This window comes from Tissierella sp. P1 (assembly GCF_002266425.1).
Classification (GTDB): domain Bacteria; phylum Bacillota; class Clostridia; order Tissierellales; family Tissierellaceae; genus Tissierella; species Tissierella carlieri.
Genome location: NZ_NPMN01000010.1, coordinates 17,958 through 43,359 on the forward strand (window position 1 = coordinate 17,958; position 25,402 = coordinate 43,359).

General features: G+C 33.0%; 23 protein-coding genes, 1 pseudogene and 2 riboswitches. All 24 genes and pseudogenes read left to right on the plus strand.

The features are described from left to right. Positions 1 to 17: 17 nt before the first annotated feature. The 24 genes and pseudogenes from CIW83_RS08695 to rpoN all read left to right on the plus strand — a co-directional run bounded on the left by CIW83_RS08695 (position 18) and on the right by rpoN (position 25,343). The gene (locus CIW83_RS08695) at positions 18 to 1,397 is read left to right on the plus strand and encodes a VanW family protein (protein WP_094900455.1); all 1,380 of its coding nucleotides are present in this window, start codon (positions 18 to 20) and stop codon (positions 1,395 to 1,397) included. 8 nt (positions 1,398 to 1,405) lie between these two features. Further along, the gene (locus tag CIW83_RS08700) at positions 1,406 to 2,077 is read left to right on the plus strand and encodes a DUF2225 domain-containing protein (protein WP_094900456.1); all 672 of its coding nucleotides are present in this window, start codon (positions 1,406 to 1,408) and stop codon (positions 2,075 to 2,077) included. A 206-nt stretch (positions 2,078 to 2,283) separates the two neighbouring features. Further along, positions 2,284 to 2,643, plus strand: a complete 360-nt coding sequence (locus CIW83_RS24850) for a hypothetical protein (RefSeq protein ID WP_201259746.1) — start codon at positions 2,284 to 2,286, stop codon at positions 2,641 to 2,643. Then, complete coding sequence (locus tag CIW83_RS22780; RefSeq protein WP_201259747.1) at positions 2,538 to 2,774, plus strand: methylated-DNA--[protein]-cysteine S-methyltransferase; 237 nt, start codon at positions 2,538 to 2,540, stop codon at positions 2,772 to 2,774. Before CIW83_RS24850 ends, CIW83_RS22780 begins: the two co-directional genes overlap by 106 nt. Positions 2,775 to 2,817: 43 nt before the next feature. Then, entirely contained in the window at positions 2,818 to 4,056 is a 1,239-nt protein-coding gene (locus tag CIW83_RS08710) for a triacylglycerol lipase (RefSeq protein ID WP_094900457.1), read from the plus strand. Between the two features lie 18 nt (positions 4,057 to 4,074). Then, positions 4,075 to 4,259, plus strand: a riboswitch (cobalamin riboswitch). Positions 4,260 to 4,353: 94 nt separating this feature from the next. Beyond that, entirely contained in the window at positions 4,354 to 5,352 is a 999-nt protein-coding gene (locus CIW83_RS08715) for an ABC transporter substrate-binding protein (protein ID WP_094900458.1), read from the plus strand. Positions 5,353 to 5,365: 13 nt separating this feature from the next. Further along, complete coding sequence (locus tag CIW83_RS22785; RefSeq protein ID WP_201259748.1) at positions 5,366 to 5,533, plus strand: hypothetical protein; 168 nt, start codon at positions 5,366 to 5,368, stop codon at positions 5,531 to 5,533. 65 nt (positions 5,534 to 5,598) lie between these two features. Continuing rightward, positions 5,599 to 6,408, plus strand: a complete 810-nt coding sequence (locus tag CIW83_RS08720; RefSeq protein ID WP_235601273.1) for an iron ABC transporter permease — start codon at positions 5,599 to 5,601, stop codon at positions 6,406 to 6,408. 111 nt (positions 6,409 to 6,519) lie between these two features. After that, the gene (locus tag CIW83_RS08725; protein WP_094900459.1) at positions 6,520 to 7,281 is read left to right on the plus strand and encodes an ABC transporter ATP-binding protein; all 762 of its coding nucleotides are present in this window, start codon (positions 6,520 to 6,522) and stop codon (positions 7,279 to 7,281) included. Positions 7,282 to 7,554: 273 nt separating this feature from the next. After that, the gene (locus CIW83_RS08730) at positions 7,555 to 8,367 is read left to right on the plus strand and encodes a Cof-type HAD-IIB family hydrolase (RefSeq protein ID WP_094900460.1); all 813 of its coding nucleotides are present in this window, start codon (positions 7,555 to 7,557) and stop codon (positions 8,365 to 8,367) included. Positions 8,368 to 8,384: 17 nt separating this feature from the next. Next, positions 8,385 to 8,852: a tRNA (cytidine(34)-2'-O)-methyltransferase gene (locus CIW83_RS08735; RefSeq protein ID WP_094900461.1), complete on the plus strand. Its 468-nt coding sequence runs from the start codon at positions 8,385 to 8,387 to the stop codon at positions 8,850 to 8,852. A 107-nt stretch (positions 8,853 to 8,959) separates the two neighbouring features. Continuing rightward, positions 8,960 to 10,582, plus strand: a complete 1,623-nt coding sequence (locus CIW83_RS08740) for a Na/Pi cotransporter family protein (RefSeq protein ID WP_094900462.1) — start codon at positions 8,960 to 8,962, stop codon at positions 10,580 to 10,582. Between the two features lie 95 nt (positions 10,583 to 10,677). Continuing rightward, a riboswitch (glycine riboswitch) is annotated at positions 10,678 to 10,780 on the plus strand. A 340-nt stretch (positions 10,781 to 11,120) separates the two neighbouring features. Then, on the plus strand, positions 11,121 to 12,059 hold the full coding sequence (gene trxB / locus CIW83_RS08745) for a thioredoxin-disulfide reductase (RefSeq protein ID WP_094900463.1): 939 nt from the start codon (positions 11,121 to 11,123) through the stop codon (positions 12,057 to 12,059). A gap of 52 nt (positions 12,060 to 12,111) precedes the next feature. Next, the gene (locus tag CIW83_RS08750) at positions 12,112 to 12,429 is read left to right on the plus strand and encodes a co-chaperone YbbN (RefSeq protein ID WP_094900464.1); all 318 of its coding nucleotides are present in this window, start codon (positions 12,112 to 12,114) and stop codon (positions 12,427 to 12,429) included. Between the two features lie 78 nt (positions 12,430 to 12,507). After that, entirely contained in the window at positions 12,508 to 13,794 is a 1,287-nt protein-coding gene (locus CIW83_RS08755) for a glycine/sarcosine/betaine reductase component B subunit (RefSeq protein ID WP_094900465.1), read from the plus strand. Positions 13,795 to 13,874: 80 nt separating this feature from the next. After that, the gene (grdA, locus tag CIW83_RS08760; protein ID WP_094900466.1) at positions 13,875 to 14,348 is read left to right on the plus strand and encodes a glycine/sarcosine/betaine reductase complex selenoprotein A; all 474 of its coding nucleotides are present in this window, start codon (positions 13,875 to 13,877) and stop codon (positions 14,346 to 14,348) included. Between the two features lie 47 nt (positions 14,349 to 14,395). Continuing rightward, positions 14,396 to 15,712, plus strand: coding sequence for a glycine reductase complex selenoprotein B (gene grdB, locus CIW83_RS08765; RefSeq protein WP_094900467.1), 1,317 nt, complete (start codon positions 14,396 to 14,398; stop codon positions 15,710 to 15,712). A 200-nt stretch (positions 15,713 to 15,912) separates the two neighbouring features. Continuing rightward, positions 15,913 to 17,451: a glycine/sarcosine/betaine reductase complex component C subunit beta gene (gene grdC, locus CIW83_RS08770; protein WP_094900468.1), complete on the plus strand. Its 1,539-nt coding sequence runs from the start codon at positions 15,913 to 15,915 to the stop codon at positions 17,449 to 17,451. Between the two features lie 10 nt (positions 17,452 to 17,461). Next, the gene (gene grdD, locus CIW83_RS08775; RefSeq protein ID WP_094900469.1) at positions 17,462 to 18,649 is read left to right on the plus strand and encodes a glycine/sarcosine/betaine reductase complex component C subunit alpha; all 1,188 of its coding nucleotides are present in this window, start codon (positions 17,462 to 17,464) and stop codon (positions 18,647 to 18,649) included. Positions 18,650 to 18,823: 174 nt separating this feature from the next. Further along, entirely contained in the window at positions 18,824 to 19,975 is a 1,152-nt protein-coding gene (locus CIW83_RS08780; protein ID WP_094900470.1) for a BMP family protein, read from the plus strand. A gap of 169 nt (positions 19,976 to 20,144) precedes the next feature. Continuing rightward, a pseudogene (locus tag CIW83_RS08785) lies at positions 20,145 to 21,670 on the plus strand (ABC transporter ATP-binding protein). Further along, entirely contained in the window at positions 21,660 to 22,856 is a 1,197-nt protein-coding gene (locus CIW83_RS08790; RefSeq protein ID WP_094900471.1) for an ABC transporter permease, read from the plus strand. The pseudogene CIW83_RS08785 and the gene CIW83_RS08790 overlap by 11 nt, the downstream one beginning before the upstream one ends. Beyond that, complete coding sequence (locus CIW83_RS08795) at positions 22,856 to 23,821, plus strand: ABC transporter permease (RefSeq protein WP_094900472.1); 966 nt, start codon at positions 22,856 to 22,858, stop codon at positions 23,819 to 23,821. The genes CIW83_RS08790 and CIW83_RS08795 overlap by 1 nt, the downstream gene beginning before the upstream one ends. Before the next feature lie 145 nt (positions 23,822 to 23,966). Next, positions 23,967 to 25,343 carry an RNA polymerase factor sigma-54 gene (gene rpoN, locus CIW83_RS08800; protein WP_094900473.1) on the plus strand — a complete coding sequence of 459 codons (1,377 nt, stop codon included), beginning with the start codon at positions 23,967 to 23,969 and terminating at the stop codon, positions 25,341 to 25,343. Positions 25,344 to 25,402 lie beyond the last annotated feature (59 nt).

The window sequence follows — 25,402 nt, forward strand, 5'->3', positions numbered from 1 at the left end:
TGGGCTGGAGGATTTAAATGAAAAAAGGTGTATTGATTTTATTATTTGTTACTGTAATAGTATTAGCTATAGTTCTAGGATCTGGGACTTATATTTACAAGAATATCCTAAATATAGATACCATCTATAAAGGCGTAAGGATAGATGGATATGATGTAAGTAATAAAACGATGAAACAAGCCTTAGAGTATATAAAAGAGAAAAAAGAAGCAGAAATCCAGAAGAAGTCTATGAATTTAATATATAATGAAAATATATATAAGATTAGATTAAGACAATTAGGATTTTCATATAAATATGATGAAGCAGTTAATATAGCATTTCAGCTAGGCAGGGAAGGAAATTTCATTAAAAGATTGAGGGATATAGCCAAGATTAAATCTGGAGTAGAAATACCACTTGAATTCTTTTATGAAAGTACTAAGTTAGAAGAGGTGGCAAAAAACATTTCCCAAGAAATAAATAAGGAAGCTGTAGACGCAGTTCTCAATTTCAATAACGGTAAAATCACTGTAACAGATGAAACCGTAGGGAAGAGAGTATTAACAGATAAATTAATTGCAAAAATAGATGAAAATATTTATGAATTAAAAGACATAGAAATTCCCGTAGAAGATATACAACCACGAGTTAAAAAAAGCCTACTATCTAGAATAAATGGGGTAATAGGAGAATTCTCTACTTCTTTTAAGGGAAGTAGCAGTGGAAGAATACAAAATATTAAATTATCATCTAAAGCAATTAGTAATAAATTAATTTTACCAGGAGAAGAATTTTCATATAATAATACAACTGGACCTAGGTCTGCCCAATCTGGTTATAAAGAAGCGAATGTGATCATAGGAGGAGAATTAACGCCAGGTCTTGGAGGAGGAGTTTGCCAGACATCAACTACGATGTATAATTCCTTATTACTTGCAGATCTTACTATACTTGAACGTCATCCTCATTCTATACCAGCAAGTTATGTTCCTTATGGCCAAGATGCTGCAGTGTCATATGGTTATTTGGATTTGAAATTCAGGAATGATTTTGATTTTCCAATATATACTTATGCAAAAGTAGTGGGAGACAGAGTTAATATATATATATATGGAGATACAAAGACAAAAAATTATAATGTAAAGATAACTCCAGAGATTATTGAAACGATTCCTCCTAAAACTGAAAAAATATATGATGCAAAATTATCACCAGGTACTACAATAGATATACAAAAAGGCAGAACAGGATATAAAGTTAAGACTTATAAATCTATAATAAAAAATGGGAAAGTAGTATCTAGAACACAGATTACTGTAGATCATTATAGGAAAAAAGATTATATATATAAAGTTGGGCCTGCCTTACCAGCTAGTACTATAATAGAAGAAGAAAAAGATATAATAGAAAGGTGAGTTGCAAATTGACAGAACAAAGTGAACTATTTGACAAAAAGGTAGAGTGCCCAATCTGTAAAAAAGAATTTTCGACTAAAAAAGTAAAGACATCTAGACTAAGGCTTTTAAAAAGAGATGAGGATTTTTTAAATCATTATAGTGCTGAAAATCCCATAAAATATAGTATATTCGTATGTCCTAACTGTGGATATGCTGCATCCGAAAATAAATTCAATGATATAAAAAAAGATCAAATTGGAATAATTATAGATAACATATCATCAAGGTGGAATAAAAGAGACTTTGGTGGAATAAGAGATTTAGACGAGGCAATAGAATCCTATAAATTAGCATTACTTGCTGGAACATTACTTAAAGCTAAAAAATTGGAACAAGGAAATATTTGCTTAAGTTTAGGTTGGCTATATCGTCTAAAGGAAGAAAAAAATGAAGAAGTTAGATTTTTAAAATTAGCTAGAGACCAGTTTATAGAAGCATATAATACAGAGTCCTTGTCAGGTACAAATATGGATGATAGTAAGCTATCTTATTTAATAGGAGAATTATCAAGAAGGTTAAGCGAAAAAGAAGAAGCTTTATCTTGGTTTAATACATGTTTAAACCTTGCTTCCACAAGGATGAATCCTGCATTAAACGATATGGCTAGAGAACAATGGAGATTAGTGAAGGAGATGTAGTGGACAAGTCAGTTATAAATAGAACAAGAAATACAATAAAAGTTACTTTTAGAGAATATAAAAGTAACTTTTATATTCATATGTTATAATAGGAGTAATCACTTTATATCATTCAAAATGGAAAGTGATATTAGGAAATACAATAAATATCGATATTAAAGAATTTTTTAGCAAGAATAAACAACAAGAAATAAGGAGAGGTAAATATGAGCCCTAAATATTACTCATTTGAATCACCCATAGGAAAATTAACAGTATATTTTACTGAAAAAGGAATAATAGCTCTTTCCTTTCAAGAAGAGGACAACCTTAAATATATAGAAAGATACTATGATACTCCTATTAAGGTAGAGGAAAAAGACTATAATTATCATGAGGAAATAATTAAATACCTAGAGGGAGAATTAAAGGAATTTACTATGCCAATTTCCTTTAAGGGAACTCCTTTCCAAGAAAGCGTGTGGAAGGAATTATTAAATATACCTATGGAGAGACAAGAACATATAAGGAACTTGCTGAAAAAATCGGGTGTCCTAAAGGACCGAGGGCAGTTGGTGGGGCATTAAATAAAAATCCAATAGCTATTATAGTTCCGTGTCACAGGGTTATAGGTTCCAATGGAAATTTAGTAGGCTTTGCTAGTGGAGCTGAACTAAAAGATAAACTATTGAAATTAGAAATGAATAACACCATATAAGTAAATTGAATATCCTGATATAAAAGCAGAAAGGAGAATAAACATGGACTATCCTATTGTTTTTATACCAGGACTTTTTGGTTCTATGGGTGATGATATAATAAAGGGGACTGGGGATTTTTCTTTTGGATTGGCAGAAAGGGTTTATAGACCATTTATTGAAATATTAAACTCTATGGGTTATGAAGAAGGAGAAAACTTATTTATTTGCTATTATAATTGGAAAATCCCTGTATTGGAGGCAGTAGATAGGTATCTAGTTCCTAATATAGAAAAATTAAAATTGAAGACAGGTGCGAGAAAAGTAATACTCATCGGCCATAGTTTAGGGGGACTGTTAGGGAGGGCATATATTAATTATTTTAATCCTTCCTATATTGATAAGCTAATTATGTTAGGAACTCCGAATTTAGGAAGTGTAGATGCGTATTGCTTCTGGAGTGGAGGAAAGCTTCCCTATCCGAAAATAGAGGATAATATTCTTTACAATGGACTAAAGCTTGGCTTTATACTTTATTATTATTTGTTTGAAAAAATAAATTATATAGAGGCTTTAAGAAACATATTTCCTGTTGCTAAGGATTTATTGCCAAGTTATAGATATGGAAATTATTTATTTTGGAAAGACAAAGGAGTAAAAAAAGAAATTTCCGTAGAAAATATGTCTATAAATAATTCATTTTTAAATACATTAGAAAAGGAATCTATAAATGAAGATAAATTATTTATTATAAGTGGAAAAGGGATTTATACAAATAAAGAATTTATAGTAGAACTAAAGGGAAAAGAAAAAATCAAATGGGAAGATGGAAAGCCTATAGAGGCATTTAAAACAAATTATGGAGATGGTACTGTAACTACAGCTAGCACATTAGGATATTTGGGCGGAAATAATATAATATTAGAAGGAAATCATACAGAAATTTTATATAAGTCAAAGGATTATCTATCATCAATTCTAAGCAAACCTATAACTAGGGAATTTAAAGACAGAGAAGTAGAAAAGGTATATATTATTTTAGTCGATAACTGTAACAAGATAAATATTAGGACTTCAATATCCAATGAGATATCCAGTCAGTATATGAATATTAACGATAATAGGGTTCAAGCAATAAATCTATCATACAATAGATACTTAGTAATGGTTGCAGGTAATAATAATTTAGATATTAAATTAGATATAAGTCCTACTGAGGTAAAAAAGCCAAAGGTATTTATGGCAATTATCGATAAAGACGGATTTATATTTGAGGATAACCCCTTGAAATATAAATTTTAATTTGATATTATTATTTTACAAAAGAATAGATTTATAGGTGTTCCATATCAATGGAACTTAAAAGGGAAAGTGGTGAGATACCACTACAGCCCCCGCTACTGTGATTGGGTACGAAACCAGCAAAAGCCACTGGGAAACTGGGAAGGTGCTGGGATTAGGATGATCCATGAGTCAGGATACCTGCCTATATTTAAGCCTCGGAGGGAGGGATGAGATAGATTATAAACTTATCCTTTATAAAAGGCATAAGTTTTTTTATTTATCTTTATAACTAAAAGAAAAAACGGGAGGTAAAAAATGAAGAAGTTTAGAAATATCGCATTATTTTTATCATTAATGCTAATAGCATTTACAATTGTTGGATGTACACCAAAGAAGGATTCAAATGAAGGATTAAAAGTAGAAGGTGTAGAATCACAAAACAAAGATGTAGGAGAAAAAACTCAAGAATTCCCAATAGAAATAGAAGATAACTTTGGTAATAAGGTTACTATGGAAAAAGAACCTATGAAAATAGTATCATTAGCACCAAATAACACAGAGGTTTTATTTGCCTTAGGCTTAGGAGATAGAATTGTAGGGGTGACATCTTATTGTGATTATCCAGAAGAAGCTAAGACAAAAGAAATAGTAGGGGATTTTACGGCTACTAATTTAGAGAAAATTATAGAGTTAAATCCAGACCTAGTATTGGTATACGGTGCTGGCAATAAGGAAGATAATAAGGTATTAAAAGATGCTGGGATTAAAGTTCTTGGATTTATGCCCGAAACCATAGATGCTGTGATGGAAGATATTGAAACCGTTGGAAAAGTAACAGGAAAGAATAAAGAAGCAAAAGAACTTGTTGAAGCTATGAATAATAAGAAAAACGATATATTGGAAAAAATAAAGGGGCAAGAAGAAGTGAGAGTATTTTATGAAATATGGCATGATCCACTACAGGCAGCTGGTAAAGGTTCCTTCATGAACGAGCTTATAACATTGTCAGGTGGAATAAATATTGCAGCAGATGAAAAAGATGAAAAGGGTGTAGAAATAGCTTATCCTCAATACGATTTAGAAAAATTAATTGAAAAAGACCCAGAAGTCTATTTAGCATCTCAAGATATGCCAGATAAAACTATTGAATCTATAAAGATGAGACCAGGATTCGAGGCTATATCGGCTATAAAAGATGACAGAGTATATGTATTTGAAGGTAATGAAGCAAATGTAGTGTCTAGACCTGGACCAAGAATAATTGAAGCATTGGAATTAGTGGCAAAGGCTATTCATCCAGAATTATTTAAGTAAAGTTGGGATTTTAATGAAAAAAAGCATAAATAAGGATAAATATGGTTTTATCCTAATAGTGTTGTTCTTAGTATTAATATTATCAATAGGTTTTTTCGCAGTAATAGGTACTGCCAATATTAGTTCTATAGATACCTTTAGGATTGTAGGCTCAAAACTACCTATTATAAAAAATATATAGATGTTTCAGATATAGAGAAATCTTATCAAACTATAATCTGGTCAATAAGACTTCCTAGAGTGTTATTGGGGATTTTAGTCGGTGCTAGTTTATCTATGGCTGGTACTGCATTTCAAGGAATATTTAAAAATCCAATGGCTGATCCTTATGTAATAGGCATATCATCGGGAGCAGCCCTTGGTGCAAGTATTGCAATAATATTAGGAGTTAATATAGCATTTATAAATATATCCACTATTTCGATTTTTGCCTTTATAGGTGCCTTGGCAGCAGTATTTACAGTATATAATATTGCTAGAATAAAGAACAAGGTTCCAGTTACAACCTTACTTCTAGCAGGTATTGCCATAGGCCAATTTTTAACAGCTATAATGTCCTTTCTAATGGTTATATATAGTAAAGATATGGCAAAGATTATATATTGGACCTTAGGTAGTTTAGCAGGTAAGGGGTGGGAGCCTTTAATTAAGATATCAATTCCTGTAATTATTTCAATGATTTTTATAAATTTTTTTGCAAGAGATTTAAATATTATGCTGACTGGAGAGGAGTCAGCTCAAAGTTTAGGAGTAGACGTAGAGAAAACAAAAATATATATATTAATATTGGGAACTTTTATGGTTTCCATGGTAGTATCTATAGCAGGAATTATAGGATTTGTAGGACTTATAATTCCTCATATAGTGAGGATTATACTTGGACCTGATAATAGAATAATTCTTCCTGCATCAGCATTTGTGGGCGGAATATTTATGGTATCAGCAGATACAATAGCAAGAACGATTATCTCACCTGTTGAAATTCCAGTAGGCATTATAACGGCTTTATTTGGAGGACCATTTTTTTTATATTTACTTAGGAAGAGTAAAAGATAGTGAAAATCAATTAACAAATCACAATTAACAAAGAACAAAAATCAATTAAAAGATTAATGATTTCAATCGTTAATCGTTAACTGTTAGTTGTCAATTGAATGGAGTGTTACCATGTATGCATTAGAAGTGAAAAACTTAAAATTTGGATATGCAAAAGATCTAATACTAAAGGATGTATCCTTTAGTATAGAAAAGGGGAAATTTATAAGTATAATAGGACCCAATGGCTCTGGAAAATCAACACTTTTAAAAAATCTCAATCGGATATATACTCCAAAAGGAGGAGAGATAGTTGTAGAAAGTGTTGATATTAACATGATAAAGGCTAAAGAATTAGCTAAGAAAATTGCATTGGTACCACAAAATACCATTATTGATTATGAATTTACCGTAGAAGATATAGTATTAATGGGTAGGCATCCATATAAGGGAAGATTTCAAAGAGAGGATAATAATGATTATGAAATTGTAAAGGAAGCCTTAGAGATGACTAATACATTTCATCTAAAAAATAGAATTATTACAGAGCTTTCTGGTGGCGAACGACAACGAGTTATCATAGCTAAAGCTTTAGCCCAAAATCCTTCTATTATCCTTTTAGATGAGCCAACTTCTCACTTAGATATAAATCATCAAATAGAGATATTAAACCTTTTGAGAAAATTAAATAGAGAGAAAGGAACTACTATAGTGGTTGTAATCCATGATATAAATCTAGCATCTAGATACTCTGATGAGGTAATTATGTTAAATGAAGGACAAATTGTTGGCATAGGAAGTCCAGAAGAGGTCATAACAAAGGAAAATATAGAATTTGCATATAATATAAAAGTTGTTATAGAAAAAATAAATATACTGATGCAATTTATTTAACTGCATTGTAATAATTATAATAAAGTGAAAAATCCTTTTTATTTAATTAATAGAAAGGGTTTTTTATAATTATAGGCAAGCTCTAGCTTGTTTTTAATATTTTAAAAAGAATTTTATATAAATAAATTTCAGAAAAGCTATTTCATATAGAAATTCTTTATTAACATCAAAGGAGATTTTGATATAAAATAACAATAAAAGTTGTTATTATTTAAATTTGTATTTTATTATTTTATTTTTTATGCTATATTAAGTAGTTGAGGAGTGAGAAAAATGAAATATAAATTAGTTGCTATAGATATGGATGGTACACTTTTAAATAGTAATAATCAGGTATCGGAAAGAACAAAAGTAATAATAGAAAAGGCAAAAAACAAAGGTACTCACATTGTTTTATCAACGGGAAGAGTATTAAAATCAGCTTTATCATACTCTAGGTCTTTGAATTTAAAAAATCCGATAGTTGCATGTAATGGAGCGATAATTGTAGATGAGAATGCTAATATTATATATAAAAAGCCTATAGATAATAGTTTAGTTAAAGAAATAGTAAATCTTGCTATGAAGAAAAATATCTATTATCATTTCTATGATGAGTCTAGATTTTATTCTCATGTTAAGGTTGATGAAGTGCTTCAATTTTATAATGAAGGCAATGGAAATACCATTATAGATATAAAGGTATTTCAAGATATAGAGGAAATAATCAAACTAAAGGATTTAAATGTATATAAGTTCTTATTTATTGATGATAATAGAGCGAAACTTCAAGATTTAAGAATGGATTTAGACAAGTTAGGAAATATAGGTACTTCTAGTTCCTGGGCTAATAACATAGAAGCTATGGGCTTAAATGTGTCTAAGGGAGAGGCTTTAAGGGAGTTATGCAATAGACTCAAAATCATGCCGGAAGAAGTTATAGCTATTGGAGATAGCGAGAATGATTTATCGATGTTGACATTTGCAGGATTAGGTGTGGCTATGGGAAATGGTGATAAATTCATAAAGAAAGAAGCAGACTATATTACAGACTCAAATGATGAAGATGGTGTAGCTAAAGTAATAGAGAAATTTGTATTAGAATAGGAGATGGTGACTTAATTATGGCACTACATATAGTACTTGTAGAACCAGAGATACCCTCAAATACAGGAAATATTGCTAGAACTTGTGCCCTTACAGGGACAGTGCTTCATTTAGTAAGACCTTTAGGATTTTCTGTAGATGACAAAGCTCTTAAAAGGGCAGGACTTGATTATTGGAATTTAGTAGAAATACATTATTATAATAGTTTTTTTGAAGTATTGGAAAAGTACCCTAATGGTGAATTTTATTATGCTACTACTAAAGCAAAAAATAATTATGCTGAAAATTGCTATAAGGATGAATCTTTCTTTGTATTTGGAAAGGAAACAAAGGGATTATCTAATGAAATACTAGATGGGAATCTCCATAAGGGTATTAGAATACCAATGAAGAGCAATATAGCGAGATCACTAAATTTAGCAAATTCAGTTAATATTATATTGTATGAAGCTTTAAGACAGTTAGATTTTCCCAATATAGAATAATATTTTATTTGATGATAATAATTGAATAAAATATGATATTATGTATTTAGAATAAATAGTTCAACAAAAGAATAAATAGGTCAATAAATTTGTCTAGGAGGTTAATTATGGATATAGCACTACCAGTACTTGGTGGACTTGGATTATTTTTATATGGAATGAACTTAATGGGAACAGGTCTTCAAAAAGCTGCAGGTGAAAAACTAAAGAAATTGATAGAAGTACTTACTAACAATAGATTAATGGGTGTTATAGTTGGTACATTGGTGACTATGGTTGTTCAAAGTAGTTCTGCTACTACAGTTATGGTAATAGGATTTGTTAATGCAGGTCTTATGTCTTTATATCAAGCAGTTGGTGTTATTATGGGTGCAAATATAGGTACAACTATAACTGCCCAGTTGATTGCATTTAATTTAACAGATTATGCACCCTTAGCAGTAGCTATAGGCGTGGGAATTTGGATTGCAACTTCCAAGAAAAAAGCTAAAAACATGGCTGAAATACTTATTGGGTTTGGTATATTATTTATTGGTATGGATATGATGGGGAGTGGATTGAAACCTTTAGCTGATTTACCAGCCTTTAGTAATATTATGGTTAGTTTAGAAAATCCTGTTCTTGCTATGTTAGTAGGTTTAGGTCTTACAACTATTGTTCAAAGCAGTAGTGCCTCTATAGGTTTATTGCAAGCATTAGCTGGGCAAGGCTTACTAAATATTAATGTTGCTTTTCCAATCCTTTTCGGTGACAATATTGGTACAACTACAACTGCTATGATATCGTCAGTTGGGGCAAATAAGACAGCAAAAAGAGCAGCTATCATACATTTTTTATTTAATTTAGTTGGTACAATTATATTTATGACTGTTTTAAAGACACCAATTCAAAATATAGTAACTAAATTGTCTCCAAATGATGTTCAAAGGCAAATAGCTAATGCTCATACTTTATTTAATCTAATAAATGTATTAATTCAATTGCCTTTTGCTGGACTACTAGTTAAGGCAGCTAAAGCTATAGTTCCAGGGGATGATAAGCTAGAAGGACAGGAAGCAAAATTCCTTGATTTCAGAATCATAGAAACTCCTTCTATAGCATTAGGTCAAGTAAGAAAAGAAATCGCTAGAATGGGTAGTTATGTAGAGGATAACTTAGGAAAAGCCCGAAGAGCCTTTGTGGAAGGGAAATATGATGAAATAGAACCAGCACTAGAGCAGGAACAAAAAATAAATAAGTTGCAAAGAGAAATAACTGATTATCTAGTAAGACTTTCAAATGCACCATTATCAGATGAAGAACATAATCAGGTCAATGTATTCTTCAATAATATAAATGATATAGAGAGAGTTGGAGACCATGCTGAAAATATAATTGAACTTGCCGAAGAAAGAATGGAGGGTAATCTTCAATTTACAGAGGAAGCTATAGATGAGCTACATGAGATATTTGGTAAGTGTCAGCAGGGATTTCAGAAGGCAATGGAAGCATTTAAGACAAATGGCGAAGCTTTAGCTAAGGAAGTTTTAGTTATAGAAGATGAAGTGGATGCATTGGAAACAAAAAATAGAACTAATCATATAGATAGATTAAATAAAGGTTTATGTTCAACAGGACCCGGAATAATATTTTTAGATGCTATATCTAATCTAGAAAGAGTATCAGATCACTGCTCTAATATAGCATTATATGTACTTGATAACTATAAAACAAAGCCTAGGAATATATAAAAAATATTAATATAAAAAGGGGTTGTATAATTATATTTTATATATTATAATGTTAATGAACTGTGAAAAAAGTATCAAAATATTACATTATCTGGATGACTAATGCGGAAGAGACCATGTTATATGGCGCCGAAGGAACAAGTTGATGGGTAGCCGATCCACAATGAAACTCTCAGGCAAAAGGACCGTATTGTGACAGAACTCTGGAAAGCGAAAAGCACCGAAGGAGCAATCCAAATATTGGAGAATCTCTCAGGTAAATGAACAGAGTAAGTAGGCCTACTTAGACCTATTTATTCTGTTTTTTTTATTCTTAAATAATTAAAAGAATTATTTTAAGCTACTACAAATATTTAAATTTTATATTGATTTTCTTAAATCGTTGAGTTTATAATTAGATTTATGTAATTGATAAAAATTATACTAGTTCTTCAATGAAAATGAATAATATTTTAAAATGGAATATTATCAATATAATTTGGCAAAAATGCCATATTAGAGAACTACATAAAAAAATATTTTCAAGGGAGGAAGACAAATGATTTATGATGTAATAATCATAGGAGCAGGTCCAGCAGGTTTAGCAGCAGGTCTATATGCATCAAGAGCAAGACTTAATACTTTGATTATCGAAAAAGAAGGCGAAGGTGGACAAATAAAGACAACTGACGAAGTTGCTAACTATCCAGGTTCTATAGAGCATGCTAGCGGACCATCTTTAATAGCTAGAATGGTAGATCAAGTTAATGAATTTGGTGCAAAAAGAATAATTGATGAAATCAAATCCGTAGAACTAGAAGGCAAAATTAAGGTTTTAAAAGGTGCAAAAGAAGAATATCAAGCAAAAACAGTTATTATTGCAACAGGTGCAACTCCAAGACCAATAGGATGTCCAGGAGAAAAGGAATTAACTGGCAGAGGAGTTTCTTACTGTGCTACATGTGATGCTGCTTTCTTCGAAGACTTAGAAGTGTTTGTAGTAGGTGGAGGAGATTCAGCAGTTGAAGAAGCTATGTATTTGACAAAATTTGCTAGAAAAGTAACTATCGTTCATAGAAGAGATGAGTTAAGAGCAGCCAAATCAATTCAAGAAAAAGCATTTAAAAATGAAAAAATGAATTTCATGTGGGATTCAGTTATCACTGAATTAAAAGGTGATGGTATACTTGAATCAATGATAGTTAAAAATGTTAAAACTAATGAAGAAACAGAAATATTTGCAGATGAAGACGACGGTACATTTGGAGTATTCGTATTCGTAGGATATAATCCAGCAACAAAATTATTTGATGGAATAATTAATATGGAAAATGGGTATATAAAAACTGATGATGATATGAAGACTAATATACCTGGAATTTTTGCTGCTGGAGATAACAGAGTTAAATCACTTAGACAAGTAGTTACAGCTACTGCAGATGGAGCTATAGCTGCTGTTCAAGCTGAAAAATATATAAACGAGCATTTTGAAGACTAATAAATAATGGCAGACTAGTAATGCTTAAAAATAATATTAGGAGGTATAATAAATGTTAGAACTTAATAAGGACAATTTTGAAGCAGAAGTATTACAAGCAGAAGGATATGTATTAGTAGATTACTGGGGACCAACATGTGAACCATGTAAAGCACTTATGCCACATGTTCACGCTTATGAAGAACAATATGGTGATAAAATCAAATTTACATCATTGGATATTACAAAAGCAAGAAGACTTGCAATTGGACAAAAGGTTATGGGATTACCTGTAATCGCTATCTACAAAGGTGGAGAAAGAATAGATGCAGTAGTAGCTGATGAAGCTACAAAAGAATCAGTTGAAGAATTAATTAAAAAATATATTTAATTAATTAAGGTTTTAATTCTGGGCCTTGAGCCCAGAATTGAGATATAGATACTTGCTAAAATAAGAGGAGGTGAATTTATGCGTCTGGAATTAGGCCATGTGCTAATTAAAGATGTTCAATTTGGTAATGAAACCAAAATTGAAAATGGGGTGCTAACTGTTAACAAAGAAGAGTTAATCAGTTTAATTAAAGAAGATGAGCACCTTACATCAGTAGACGTAGATATTGCAAAACCTGGTGAAAGTGTTAGAATTACACCTGTTAAGGACGTAGTAGAACCAAGAGTTAAAGTGGAAGGTCCAGGAGGTGTATTCCCAGGAATATTATCAAAGGTTGATGTTGTAGGTTCAGGAAAAACCAATGTATTAAAAGGTTGTGTTGTTATGACAACTGGTAAAATCGTTGGTTTCCAAGAAGGTATTGTGGACATGACAGGACCTGGAGCAGATTTTACTCCATTCTCTAAAACAATTAACTTAGTATTAAAATGTGAACCTGTAGAAGGATTAAAGCAACACGATCATGAGAGAGCAGTAAGATTCGCAGGATTTAAAGCAGCAGCTTATCTTGCAGAAACCGCAAAATTATTAACACCAGATACAGTAGAAGTATATGAAGTAGACCCATTCTTAAAAGGAATTGAAAAATATCCTAATCTTCCAAAGGTTGGATATGTTCAAATGCTTCAAACACAAGGATTACTTCATGACACTTATGTATATGGAGTAGATGCTAAGCAAATTGTACCAACTATAATGTATCCAACAGAAATTATGGATGGTGCAATTGTAAGTGGTAACTGTGTATCTGCTTGTGATAAGAATACAACTTACCATCAAATGAATAACCCAGTTATTCATGATCTTCTAGCTCAACACGGAAAAACGCTTAACTTTGTAGGTGTTATAATCACAAATGAAAACGTTTATTTAGCTGATAAAGAAAGATCATCAAACTGGACAGCAAAACTTGCTGAATATCTAGGACTTGATGGAGTTATAGTTTCACAAGAAGGTTTCGGTAACCCAGATACTGACCTTATAATGAACACTAAGAAAATAGAAGCAAAAGGCATTGATACTGTAATAATTACTGACGAATATGCAGGTAGAGATGGTGCCAGCCAATCTCTAGCAGATGCTGATCCTTCAGCTAATGCAGTAGTTACAGGTGGTAATGCTAATGAAATCATTGTATTACCAAAGATGGACAAAGTAATCGGGACTTTAGATTATGTTGACATTATAGCTGGTGGATTTGATGGAAGTTTAGCAGCTGATGGTACAATCACAGTTGAGATCCAAGCTATTACAGGTGCAACTAATGAAGTTGGTTTTAATAAAATGTCAGCAAAAGGTTTCTAATTTTATATAAAAATATATGCAAAAAAATTAAAATATAATACAAAAGATTAAAGAATATAACAAAGAAAGGAAGTGGCTAGATGTCAATTTTTAATGAAAACTCAAAAGTTATCATTATTGGAGACAGAGATGGTATACCAGGACCAGCTATGGAAGAATGTATAAAGACCACTCCTGCAGAAGTAGTATTTTCAGCAACAGAATGTTTTGTCTGAACGGCTGCAGGCGCAATGGACTTAGAAAATCAAAAAAGGGTTAAAGATTTAACTGAAAAATACGGTGCAGAAAATATGATCGTATTAATCGGTGGTGCAGAAGCTGAATCAGCAGGATTAGCAGCTGAGACAGTTACAGCAGGAGACCCAACTTTCGCAGGTCCATTAGCAGGAGTTCCGTTGGGACTTAAAGTATATCATGCAGTAGAACCAGAATTCAAAGAATCAGTAGATGCTGATGTATATGATGAGCAAATTGGTATGATGGAAATGGTTCTAGATGTTGATTCAATTATTGAAGAAGTTAAAGCTATGAGAGATGAATTTACAAAATTTTAATGATTAAATAAAATCCCGATACGAAATATATGAGAGGAGGGGAACAAATGGGGAAATTAAAAGTTGTTCATTATATCAACCAATTCTTCGCTGGTATAGGTGGAGAAGAAAAAGCTGACCACAGACCAGAAGTAAGAGAAGAAGTATTAGGGCCAGGTCTAGCTCTTCAAGCAGGATTCGGAGATAATGCTGAAATAGTAGCTACAGTTATTTGTGGTGATAGCTATTTTGGTGAAAATCTAGAAGAGGCTAAAAAAGAAGTATTAGCGATGGTTAAAAAATATAACCCAGACCTATTCATTGCTGGACCAGCATTTAATGCAGGTAGATATGGTGTTGCCGCAGGTACTATAACAGAGGCAGTGCAAAACGAATTAGGTATACCAGCTTTAACTGGTATGTATATAGAAAACCCAGGTGCTGATATGTTCAAGAAAGCAGTTTATGTAGTTTCCACAAGGGACTCAGCGGCTGGAATGAGAGACGCAGTTAAGAAAATGGTTCCATTAGCACTTAAATTAGCTAGAGGGGAAGAAATCGGTTCTCCAGAAGAAGAAGGATACTTAGAAAGAGGTATCAGAAAGAATTACTTCACTGATAAGAGAGGTTCTGAGAGAGCAGTAGAAATGCTTCTAAAGAAAATGGCTAAGGAAGAATACAAAACTGAATTCCCAATGCCAAACTTCGATAGAGTAGATCCTAACCCAGCAGTAAAAGATATTACTAAGGCTACTATTGCTATAGTAACATCAGGTGGGGCAGTTCCAAAAGGAAACCCAGACCATATAGAATCATCCTCAGCTCAAAAATATGGCAAGTATGATATTGAAGGTATCTATGATTTAAATGAAACAAACGGAGAAACAGCTCATGGTGGATATGACCCAGTTTATGCTAATATAGACTTAGACAGAGTTATCCCTGTTGACGTTCTACGTGACTTAGAAAAAGAAGGAAAAATTGGAAAACTACACAGATACTACTATTCAACTGTAGGTAATGGTACAGCTGTAGCGAATTCAAAGAAATTTGCTGAAGAATTCAGTAAAGAACTTAAAGCTGACGGCGTGGATGCAGTTATCTTAACTTCTACCTGAGGCACCTGTACACGTTGCGGTGCAACAATGGTAAAAGAAGTTGAGCGTGCTGGTATTCCAGTAGTTCACATGTGTACAGTAGTTCCAATTTCATTAACAGTAGGAGCTAACAGAATAGTTCCGACAATAGCTATTCCTCACCCATTAGGAGATCCAAAACTAGATCCTAAAGATGAGAAAGCTCTTAGAAGAAAATTAGTTGAAAGAGCATTAGAAGCTCTAACAACTGAAGTAACAGAGCAAACTGTATTTGATGTAAAAAAATAATTAATAAAATTTATAAAAGGGTGATTCTTCTTATCACCCTTTTATAAGCAAAGTTTCTAATAAGCATTAAAAGGAAACTTTGCTTGAAACTCATTTACGAAAAGTTTAAATTTAAAAATAATAAAGAAAAACTTTTCTATTCGTTATAAGCAAAGTTTCTAAAAAACAAAGTACATACCAAAATTTATGGAGGTGGACATATGAATTATTCAGTAGTAAAAGGAACATCTTATGTTTTGATGCAAGCACCAGATATGATTATTCACAATGGTACAACTCAAACAACAGAAAGATTATTACATCCAGATTCAGAATATTTAAAAGAGTTACCAAATCATATACGTAGTTATGAAGAATCAGTTAACTATTTACCAAACCAAGTATATATTGGAAATCATAAGCCAGAGGAACTTAAAACAGTTCAGCAACCATGGTATGATAAGGATGTAGCAGATGCAAAAAGAGATGGAAAGTTTGGTGAAATAATGCCACAAGATGAATTTATAGGTCTAATTAAAATAGTAGACGTATTTGATCTTGTGTTATTATCCAAAGAATTTACAGCACAAATTAAACCAAAATTAGAAGCTCATCCATTAATTAAAGATGAGTTTGTTGCAAAATTAAAAGATGGTGCAGAATTAGCAGATATTGAAAAATATATTAACGAGCAACATGCAGAACCACTATATAATGATAAAAAAGTAGTAGGTTGTGTAAAGAGAGCTCATGATGTAGATGTTAACTTAACAGCTCATGTTATGTTTGAAAACTTAGTTACAAAAGCATCAGGAGTATTAGCAGCATTACATTGCTTAGCTAAAAATGATTTACAACCTGAAGAAGTTGAATATGTAATTGAGTGTTCAGAAGAAGCATGTGGAGATATGAACCAAAGAGGTGGCGGTAACTTTGCTAAAGCAGTTGCTGAAATGGCTGGACTTACAAATGCTACAGGTTCTGACCTAAGAGGTTTCTGTGCTGCACCTGCTCATGCTATTGTGTCAGCAGCTTCATTAGTTCAAGCAGGAACTTATAAAAAAGTAATGGTAGTTGCAGGCGGATGTACAGCTAAATTAGGTATGAATGGTAAAGACCATGTTAAGAAAGGTATGCCTATATTAGAAGACGTTATAGGTGGATTTGCAGTTATAATAGCAGAAAATGATGGAGTAAACCCAGTTCTTAGAACCGACTTAGTTGGTAGACATACTGTAGGTACTGGTTCATCACCACAAGCAGTAGTTACTTCATTAGTTACAGCACCACTTGATAAAGCAGGATTAAAAGTAACTGATATAGATAAGTATTCAGTAGAAATGCAAAACCCAGATGTTACAAAACCAGCAGGAGCAGGAGACGTTCCAGCTGCTAACTATAAGATGATTGCAGCTCTAGGAGTTAAGAGAGGCGAAGTAGAAAGAACTGGTATAGATGCATTTATTGAGAAACATGGTATGGAAGGATGGGCACCAACTCAGGGACATATTCCTTCAGGGGCACCATATATTGGATTTGCTAGAGAAGCTATGTTAGCAGGTGAAATAAATAGAGCGATGATCGTAGGAAAGGGAAGTTTATTCTTAGGTAGAATGACTAATCTATTCGATGGTACATCAATAGTTATGGAAAAGAATACTGGAAAGTTAGATGAAGGTAAAGGTGTATCACAAGAAGAAGTTAGAACACTTGTAGCAGAAGCTATGAGAGATTTTGCTTCTCATCTACTTCAAGATTAGAGGTGATAATATGGCAGATAATAATATAAAAAGCATGATCGGTAAGGTATTTAACGATATCGCTGATGCTATGCAAACTGGCCAATTTGGAGAGAGAGTAAGAGTAGGTATTACCGTAGCTGGCTCAGAGCTAGGTATTGACAATATAGTTAAAGGTGCTGAAATGGCTCAAGCTAGAGACAATAGCATTGAAGTAGTACTAATTGGACCAAAAGTTGATTCAAAACTTACTCAATACAATGTTGAAGGTGAAGATGCTCAGCATAAGAAAATGGAAGAATTACTTGATAGTGGAGAAATAGGAGCATGTGTTACTATGCACTATAACTTCCCAATAGGTGTTTCTACTGTTGGTAGAGTAATAACTCCAGGTAGAGGTAGAGAGATGTTCTTAGCTACAACTACTGGAACATCATCACCACACAGAGTTGAAGCTATGGTTAAGAATGGTATCTATGGAATTATAGCTGCAAAAGCTATGGGAATAGAAAATCCAACTGTAGGTATCTTAAATGTAGATGGTGCAAGACAAGTAGAAAGAGCTTTTAAAGATTTAAGTAGTAAAGGATATCCTGTTAATTTTACTGAATCAGGAAGAGCAGATGGTGGCTCAGTAATGAGAGGTAATGATTTATTAACAGGTACACCAGATATAATGATAACTGATACTTTAACAGGAAATCTTTTAATGAAAGTATTCTCTTCATTTGCAACAGGTGGATCCTATGAAGCTCAAGGCTTTGGATATGGACCTGGTATTGGAGAGGATTATGATAGAACAATCCTTATTCTTTCAAGAGCATCAGGTACTCCAGTAGTTTCTAATGCAATTAGTTATGCTGCATCATTAGTAAGAGGAAATGTAACTAAAATTGCTAAGGAAGAATTTGAAAAAGCTAACAAAGCTGGACTTAAAGATATATTAAAAGGTCTTACAAAGGACACTAAAAAGGCTGAAGCTAAGGAAGAAGAAACTGTAGAAGCACCACCAGCTGAAACTGTAACTGGTACTATTAATGGTATAGATATTATGGAATTAGAAGATGCCGTTCAAGCTTTATGGAAAGCAGGTATCTATGCTGAATCAGGAATGGGTTGTACAGGACCAATAGTAATGGTAAACGAAGCTAAGTTAAACGAAGCTACCAAAGCATTAGCAAAAGCTGGTTATGATGTAGGCGAAGCTGATCCATGCTAGGACTAAAAGCTCCAAGGAAACTTGGAGCTTTTTCTTGCGAAGAATCTTTTATGATGTAATGACTTATCTTCAACAAGGACTTTATTGAGTATAAAATAGTTGTAATTTTGGCTAGGAAAGGTTATAATTAACTCAAAGACGCTAGTCGAATGAATTAATTAAGGGGGGTATAAAATGAAAAAAATATTAACATTTGCTCTGGCAATTATGTTAGTAGTTATGAGTGTAGCCGGATGTGGTAGTCAGAACACAGGTGGCTCAGGAAAAGGTGCTGAAATCGCACTTATTACCGATAAGGGTAATATTGATGACAAATCATTTAACCAAGGATCATGGGAAGGCGTTGTTGCCTTTGCAAAGAAAGAAAAAATTTCACATACTTATATCAAACCTGAAGAGGCCTCAGATGCTGGATATCTAGCAGCTATTGACCTTGCGGTAACAGGTGGAGCAAAGGTTGTAGTAACTCCAGGATTCCTATTCGAAGTTCCAATTTATGAAGCACAAACGAAATATCCAGATGTTAAGTTTATTCTTTTAGATGGGGCACCACATCCAGCTGATAGCAATACTGCAGAGATTAAAGAAAATGTTGCAAGTATATTGTATGCAGAAGAGCAATCAGGATATCTTGCAGGTTATGCTGCAGTTATGGATGGAATGACTAATCTTGGATTCATGGGTGGTATGGCAGTACCAGCTGTTCAAGCTTTTGGCTATGGGTATCTTCAAGGAGCTGAAGATGCTGCTAAAGAGCTAGGACTTTCTGATGGGGCAATAAAAGCAACATACCATTATACTGGAAACTTTGAAGAAAACGATACAAATAAAGCAACTGCTAAAACAATGTACCAAGAAGGTGCAGAAGTAGTATTTGCATGTGGTGGTGCAGTTGGTAAATCTGTTATGTCAGCAGCTAGTGAAGCAGGAGCTAAGGTTATTGGAGTTGACGTTGATCAAAGATATGATAGTGAAACTGTAATTACATCAGCAGCGAAAGGCCTTGCAGCTTCAGTAGTATCTGTTCTTGAGTCTATATATAAAACAAATAGCTGGAATACATTCTCAGGAAAAACAACAGTATTTAATGCAACTAACAATGGTGTAGGGTTACCAACTGTTGTAATAGGAGACGAGAAGGCAGATGCATTTGATAGATTCCAGTCCTTCAACAAAGAAAAATATGATGAAGCATTTGAAAAATTAGTAGATGGCAGTGCTGAACCTATTCGTAAAATTGAGGTTGCAGATGCATCAGGAAATGCAACTGCAGATGAACTTACTAATCAATTAAATCTTAAAAAAGTTGTAGTTACTACTAGGTAGTAAGAAAAATTAAATTACCTGCCATATTGGCTAAGCCTTATGCAAGTAAAGTTCTATTAATGGGGGAAGGCTAATCCCCCATTTTCTATCCCATTTTATATGGGAATTTTGGGGAATAAAAAAATATAATTGATAAGAAGAGGTTAAAGTGGAAAATTATATTGTTGAAATGCTTAATATTACAAAAGAATTTCCGGGTATTATTGCTAACGACAATATTACCCTAAAATTGAAAAGAGGAGAAATACATGCACTTTTAGGAGAAAATGGTGCTGGAAAATCCACCTTATGAGTGTTCTCTTTGGGCTTTATCAGGCTGAAAAGGGAGAGATAAGAAAGAATGAAGAGGTTGTTAAGATTAATAATCCTAATGACGCTAATGCATTAGGAATAGGAATGGTCCATCAGCACTTTAAGTTAGTAGAGATTTTTACTGTGCTTGAAAACATCATTCTTGGTGTTGAACCTAATAAAATGGGGTTCATAGAAAAGAAGGAAGCTAAGAAAAAGGTTATGGAGCTTAGTGAAAAATATGGTCTAATGGTTGACCCAGATGCTTTAATTGAAGATATTACAGTAGGAATGCAGCAAAGAGTTGAAATTCTCAAAATGCTATATAGGAATAATGATATTTTGATATTTGATGAGCCTACGGCTGTTCTGACTCCTCAGGAAATTAAGGAGCTTCTCCAAATTATGAAGGGATTTGCTAAGGAAGGCAAATCAATTCTTTTCATTACTCATAAACTTAATGAAATAATGGAGGTTGCAGACAGATGTACTGTTCTTAGAAAAGGTAAATATATTGGAACTGTAGATGTCAAGGATACAACCAAGGAAGAGCTTTCTAGAATGATGGTGGGCCGTGATATAAACTTTACTGTAGATAAAGAAAAAATGGAAACTGGAGAAGTGATTCTCTCCGTTAGGAATCTTACTGTAGCATCTAAAACGCATAAAAACAACGCAGTAAAAAATGTATCTTTCGATGTTAGGGCAGGTGAAATAGTGTGTCTTGCAGGGATTGATGGAAATGGACAGACAGAATTTGTTAATGCACTTACGGGACTTGAAAAGCCTAGTTCAGGCAGCATTACTCTGTGCGGTAAGAATATAACAAAATCGTCTGTTAGACAGCGATCTATAGCTGGTATGAGTCATATTCCAGAGGATAGACACAAGCATGGTCTTGTATTAGATTACAAACTGGAGGAAAATTTAGTACTTCAGAGATATTGGAAACCTGAATTCCAAAAGAGAGGATTTATAAAATTTGATGCAGTAAGGAAATATGCTGAAAGGCTTATAGAAGGATATGATATTAGATCAGGTCAAGGACCAATAACTATAACTAGAAGCATGTCTGGAGGTAACCAGCAGAAGGCAATAATTGCAAGAGAAATTGATAAGGAGCATGAGCTTCTAATAGCAGTACAACCTACAAGAGGATTAGATGTAGGAGCTATAGAGTATGTACACAAGCAGCTTGTTGCAAGGCGTGATGCAGGTAAAGCCGTATTTCTCGTGTCATTGGAACTGGAAGAAGTCATGAATGTATCTGACCGTATTCTAGTAATATATGAGGGAGAGATAGTGGGAGAGCTTGATCCAAAAATAACAACTGTACAGGAGCTTGGACTTTACATGTCAGGCGCAAAACGTGATATCGTAAAGGAGATTAACGATGCAGGATAATAATAGTTTACCTAATAAAAATAAATCTTATTTAAAAAATATAATACACAGTAGTGGGTTTTCTTCATTTTCATCGGCATTAATGGCTATTTTCCTTGGTTTAGTTTTTGGATTCCTTGTAATGCTCATTGCGGCACCGGGAAATGCATTAGCAGGATTTCAATATGTAGTCTTAGGTGGTTTTAATCGTATAGCTGATGTCTTTTATTTTGCTACTCCAATACTTATGACAGGTCTAGCAGTTGGATTTGCATTTAAGATGGGGTTATTTAATATAGGGGCATCAGGGCAGTATACAATGGGAATGTTTTTTGCTCTCTATGTAGGCTTCATGTGGAAATTGCCAGATAATATACATTGGATTGTAGCTATTTTAGCTGGGATGATAGGGGGAATGCTTTGGGGATTTATACCTGGAATTTTCAAAGCTTTAATGAATGTAAATGAAGTAATTACATCAATAATGTTCAACTATATAGGTATGTATTTGGTGGATATGTTAATTAAGGGGAATTCTGTTATGTATATATCTGACAAAACAAGAACCAAATATTTACCAGCAAGTGCTCAAATTCCATCTCTTGGTATTTCAGGTTCCAATGTAAACCTTGGTATAATACTGGCAATAATCATTGGGATTATTTTGTACATCGTACTTCAGAAAACCACATTTGGTTATGAACTTAAGGCCACAGGCTTTAATAAATATGCCAGTGAATATGCTGGGATGAAAGGTAAAACAAATATAATTATTACCATGACAATAGCTGGAGGTTTAGCAGGACTTGGAGGAGCCTTTGCTATACTTGCACCATCTGCTATTGCAGGAAGCAGCATGACCTATGAACCTATTAATATTATTGCTGCTAATGGATTTAACGGTATAGCTGTTGCACTTTTAGGAAACTCCCATCCTATAGGAATTATTTTTTCATCAGCTTTTATTTCCCATATACAGCGTGGAGGTACACTAGCAAGCCTTGTAGGCTATAAACCGGAAATAATAGATGTTGTCATAGCGGTTATTATTTATTTCTCAGCTTTTGCTATGATAATGAATTCAGCATTAGCTAAGTTTATTAAGGGACGACTTGAAAAGATGCATACTGCTCATGCATCAGAAGATGAACTAGAACACACTGATCTGGATAAGGTGTCTGATAATAATACAAAGGAGGCAGAATAATGGATACTATATATTACTTGATTCAAAATATGCTTCCTGTGGCAATGCCTTTGCTTCTTGTAGCATTGGGCGGTATGTTCAGTGAAATAGGTGGTGTAGTAAATATTGCACTTGAAGGAATAATGCTTTTCGGGGCATTCTTTGGGGCGTTATTTGTTTACTTTGTTCAAAATTCAGGGATAGATCCACAAACTGTTTTACTTTTAGGAATGTTAATTGCTGCAATTGCTGGTTTGATATATTCTCTGCTATTATCCTTTGCAGCAGTTACTATGAAAGCAGATCAAGTTATTACTGGTACTTCCCTTAATATGCTTATTCCTGCGGCAATTTTATTATTTTCAAAAATGTTCTTTAATAGTGATGGTATCACTACAAATATGAACTTTTATATTAGGGAAATACCTGTTTTAGGAAAGATTCCTGTATTAGGGCAGATGTTCTTCCAGAGAACCTATCTGACTGTTATGATTAGTTTTATATTTCTTATAATAGCAATTATCATATTCTATAAAACAAAATTTGGTCTAAGACTTCGAGCATGCGGAGAGCATCCTCATGCTGCTGATTCTGTAGGTATCAACGTTCATAGAATGAGATATGCAGGTACTAGTATTTCTGGAATTTTAGGTGGAATTGGGGGATTTTTCTACTCAGTTGGAGTTATGGATGGAAATGTAAATGGACACACGGGAGTAGCAGGATTTGGATTCTTAGCTTTGGCAGTAATGATTTTTGGACAATGGAAACCAATAAGAATTTTTCTTGCAGCTATGTTCTTTGCATTTTTAAGAACATTAGCATATTCAGTTTCTCTGATACCTTTCCTAGCTAATCTAGGAATTAATCAAACTTACTATAAAATGCTTCCATATTTGGCTACAATGATAGTACTAGCATTTACCTCAAAAAAATCAAGGGCACCTAAGGCAGAAGGTATACCTTATGATAAATCTCAGAGGTAGCAGAATATAATTTAAATAACTAAAAAATAATAAAAAAAATTTAGAAGACAAGGTTGATATAAAAATTCCTTGTCTTTTTATTTTGTACTTTGTCGAATATTTGGTATAATATAGTTAAGACTATATATTAGGAAGGTTGAGCTGGATGAGACTTAGCTATGATTTAACTCTTGAACAGTCACAAAAATTAATAATGACACCAGAACTAAGGCAGGCTATAGAATTGCTTCAATTTAATAGTCTGGAATTAAAGGAATATATAACTAACGAAATGGAACAGAATCCTATGCTTGAGTCATTAAGTTCTTCTGAGGAATTTGAAAACTTAGATAAATATGCTAATGACAATGATGTAGACTGGAAGGAATACTTAGAGAAGTACGACGATATTAGCTATAGACCCCAAGTTGATAAAAATATAAAGGAATATAATTATGAATCCTTTGTTTCTTATGAACCCACATTAAAAGAGCATTTAATGTCACAGCTAAGTCTTATTCCTCTGGATAATAAGGAACATAAAATTGGCGAGAACATTATTCAGAATATTGATGAAAATGGTTATTTAAATATTTCAACAGAAGAAATTGCAAGCTTTATGAAATGCGAGAAAGATGAGGTTGAAATAGTATTAGATATTATTCAAACATTTGAACCAGCAGGAGTCGGTGCAAGAGATTTAAAGGAATGTTTATTAATTCAAGTAAGAAATAAAAAGGATGCTACTAACTATATTATTATAATAATTGAAGACTATTTAGAAGATCTTGGCTATAATAGAATACAAAAAATTGCTAAAGAACTGAATCTTGACTTACAGCAAGTTCAGGATGCCTGTGACTATATAAAGCGATTAGAGCCTAAGCTTGGTAGGTCTTTCAGAGGAAACAATGAAGAAGTAAGATATATTATTCCAGATGCTGAGATCCAATTAATAGATGGAGAATTTGTTGTGGTCATAAATGATGTTACAGGTCCTAGGCTTAACATAAACAATTACTATAAAGGATTAATGAAGTCAGGCGGAGATAAAAACACTATAGATTTTCTTAATGAAAAATTTAACTCTGCAATGTGGATTATTAGAAGCATAGAGCAGAGGAGAAACACGATTAAAAGGGTAATAGAATCTATATTAAAATTTCAAAAAGATTTTTTTATTGAAGGAGAAAAGGCACTAAAGCCTTTAACATTGAAAGATATAGCTGACGATATTGAGATGCATGAGTCAACCATATCTCGAGCAACCAATGGAAAATACGTGCAAACTCCTAGGGGACTGTTCGAACTAAAGTATTTCTTTTCCTCTGGGATATTAGGGGAAGAGGGAGATATATCATCCACTAGCATTAAGGTTACATTAAAAGATATTGTAGATGGTGAAGATACTAAGAAACCTTATAGTGATCAAAAGATATCAGACTTATTAAAAGAACAGGGTATAAACATTTCAAGAAGGACTGTTGCAAAATATAGAGATGAATTAGGCATACCTTCATCTTCAATGAGAAGAAGATATTAATTTGAAAAAAGGATATTTACTTATTGCATAAAAAATAAATATAATATATACTATAGGTG

Coding starts and splice junctions, on each gene's coding strand:
- CIW83_RS22785 (WP_201259748.1), top strand. CDS start 5,366: ATGAAAAAAAGCATAAATAAGGATAAATATGGTTTTATCCTAATAGTG.
- grdD (WP_094900469.1), top strand. CDS start 17,462: ATGGCAGATAATAATATAAAAAGCATGATCGGTAAGGTATTTAACGAT.
- CIW83_RS08790 (WP_094900471.1), top strand. CDS start 21,660: ATGCAGGATAATAATAGTTTACCTAATAAAAATAAATCTTATTTAAAA.
- CIW83_RS08750 (WP_094900464.1), top strand. CDS start 12,112: ATGTTAGAACTTAATAAGGACAATTTTGAAGCAGAAGTATTACAAGCA.
- CIW83_RS24850 (WP_201259746.1), top strand. CDS start 2,284: ATGAGCCCTAAATATTACTCATTTGAATCACCCATAGGAAAATTAACA.
- rpoN (WP_094900473.1), top strand. CDS start 23,967: ATGAGACTTAGCTATGATTTAACTCTTGAACAGTCACAAAAATTAATA.
- CIW83_RS08735 (WP_094900461.1), top strand. CDS start 8,385: ATGGCACTACATATAGTACTTGTAGAACCAGAGATACCCTCAAATACA.
- grdC (WP_094900468.1), top strand. CDS start 15,913: ATGAATTATTCAGTAGTAAAAGGAACATCTTATGTTTTGATGCAAGCA.
- CIW83_RS08730 (WP_094900460.1), top strand. CDS start 7,555: ATGAAATATAAATTAGTTGCTATAGATATGGATGGTACACTTTTAAAT.
- CIW83_RS08755 (WP_094900465.1), top strand. CDS start 12,508: ATGCGTCTGGAATTAGGCCATGTGCTAATTAAAGATGTTCAATTTGGT.
- CIW83_RS08740 (WP_094900462.1), top strand. CDS start 8,960: ATGGATATAGCACTACCAGTACTTGGTGGACTTGGATTATTTTTATAT.
- trxB (WP_094900463.1), top strand. CDS start 11,121: ATGATTTATGATGTAATAATCATAGGAGCAGGTCCAGCAGGTTTAGCA.
- CIW83_RS08710 (WP_094900457.1), top strand. CDS start 2,818: ATGGACTATCCTATTGTTTTTATACCAGGACTTTTTGGTTCTATGGGT.
- CIW83_RS08725 (WP_094900459.1), top strand. CDS start 6,520: ATGTATGCATTAGAAGTGAAAAACTTAAAATTTGGATATGCAAAAGAT.
- CIW83_RS08715 (WP_094900458.1), top strand. CDS start 4,354: ATGAAGAAGTTTAGAAATATCGCATTATTTTTATCATTAATGCTAATA.
- CIW83_RS08780 (WP_094900470.1), top strand. CDS start 18,824: ATGAAAAAAATATTAACATTTGCTCTGGCAATTATGTTAGTAGTTATG.
- CIW83_RS08695 (WP_094900455.1), top strand. CDS start 18: ATGAAAAAAGGTGTATTGATTTTATTATTTGTTACTGTAATAGTATTA.
- CIW83_RS08795 (WP_094900472.1), top strand. CDS start 22,856: ATGGATACTATATATTACTTGATTCAAAATATGCTTCCTGTGGCAATG.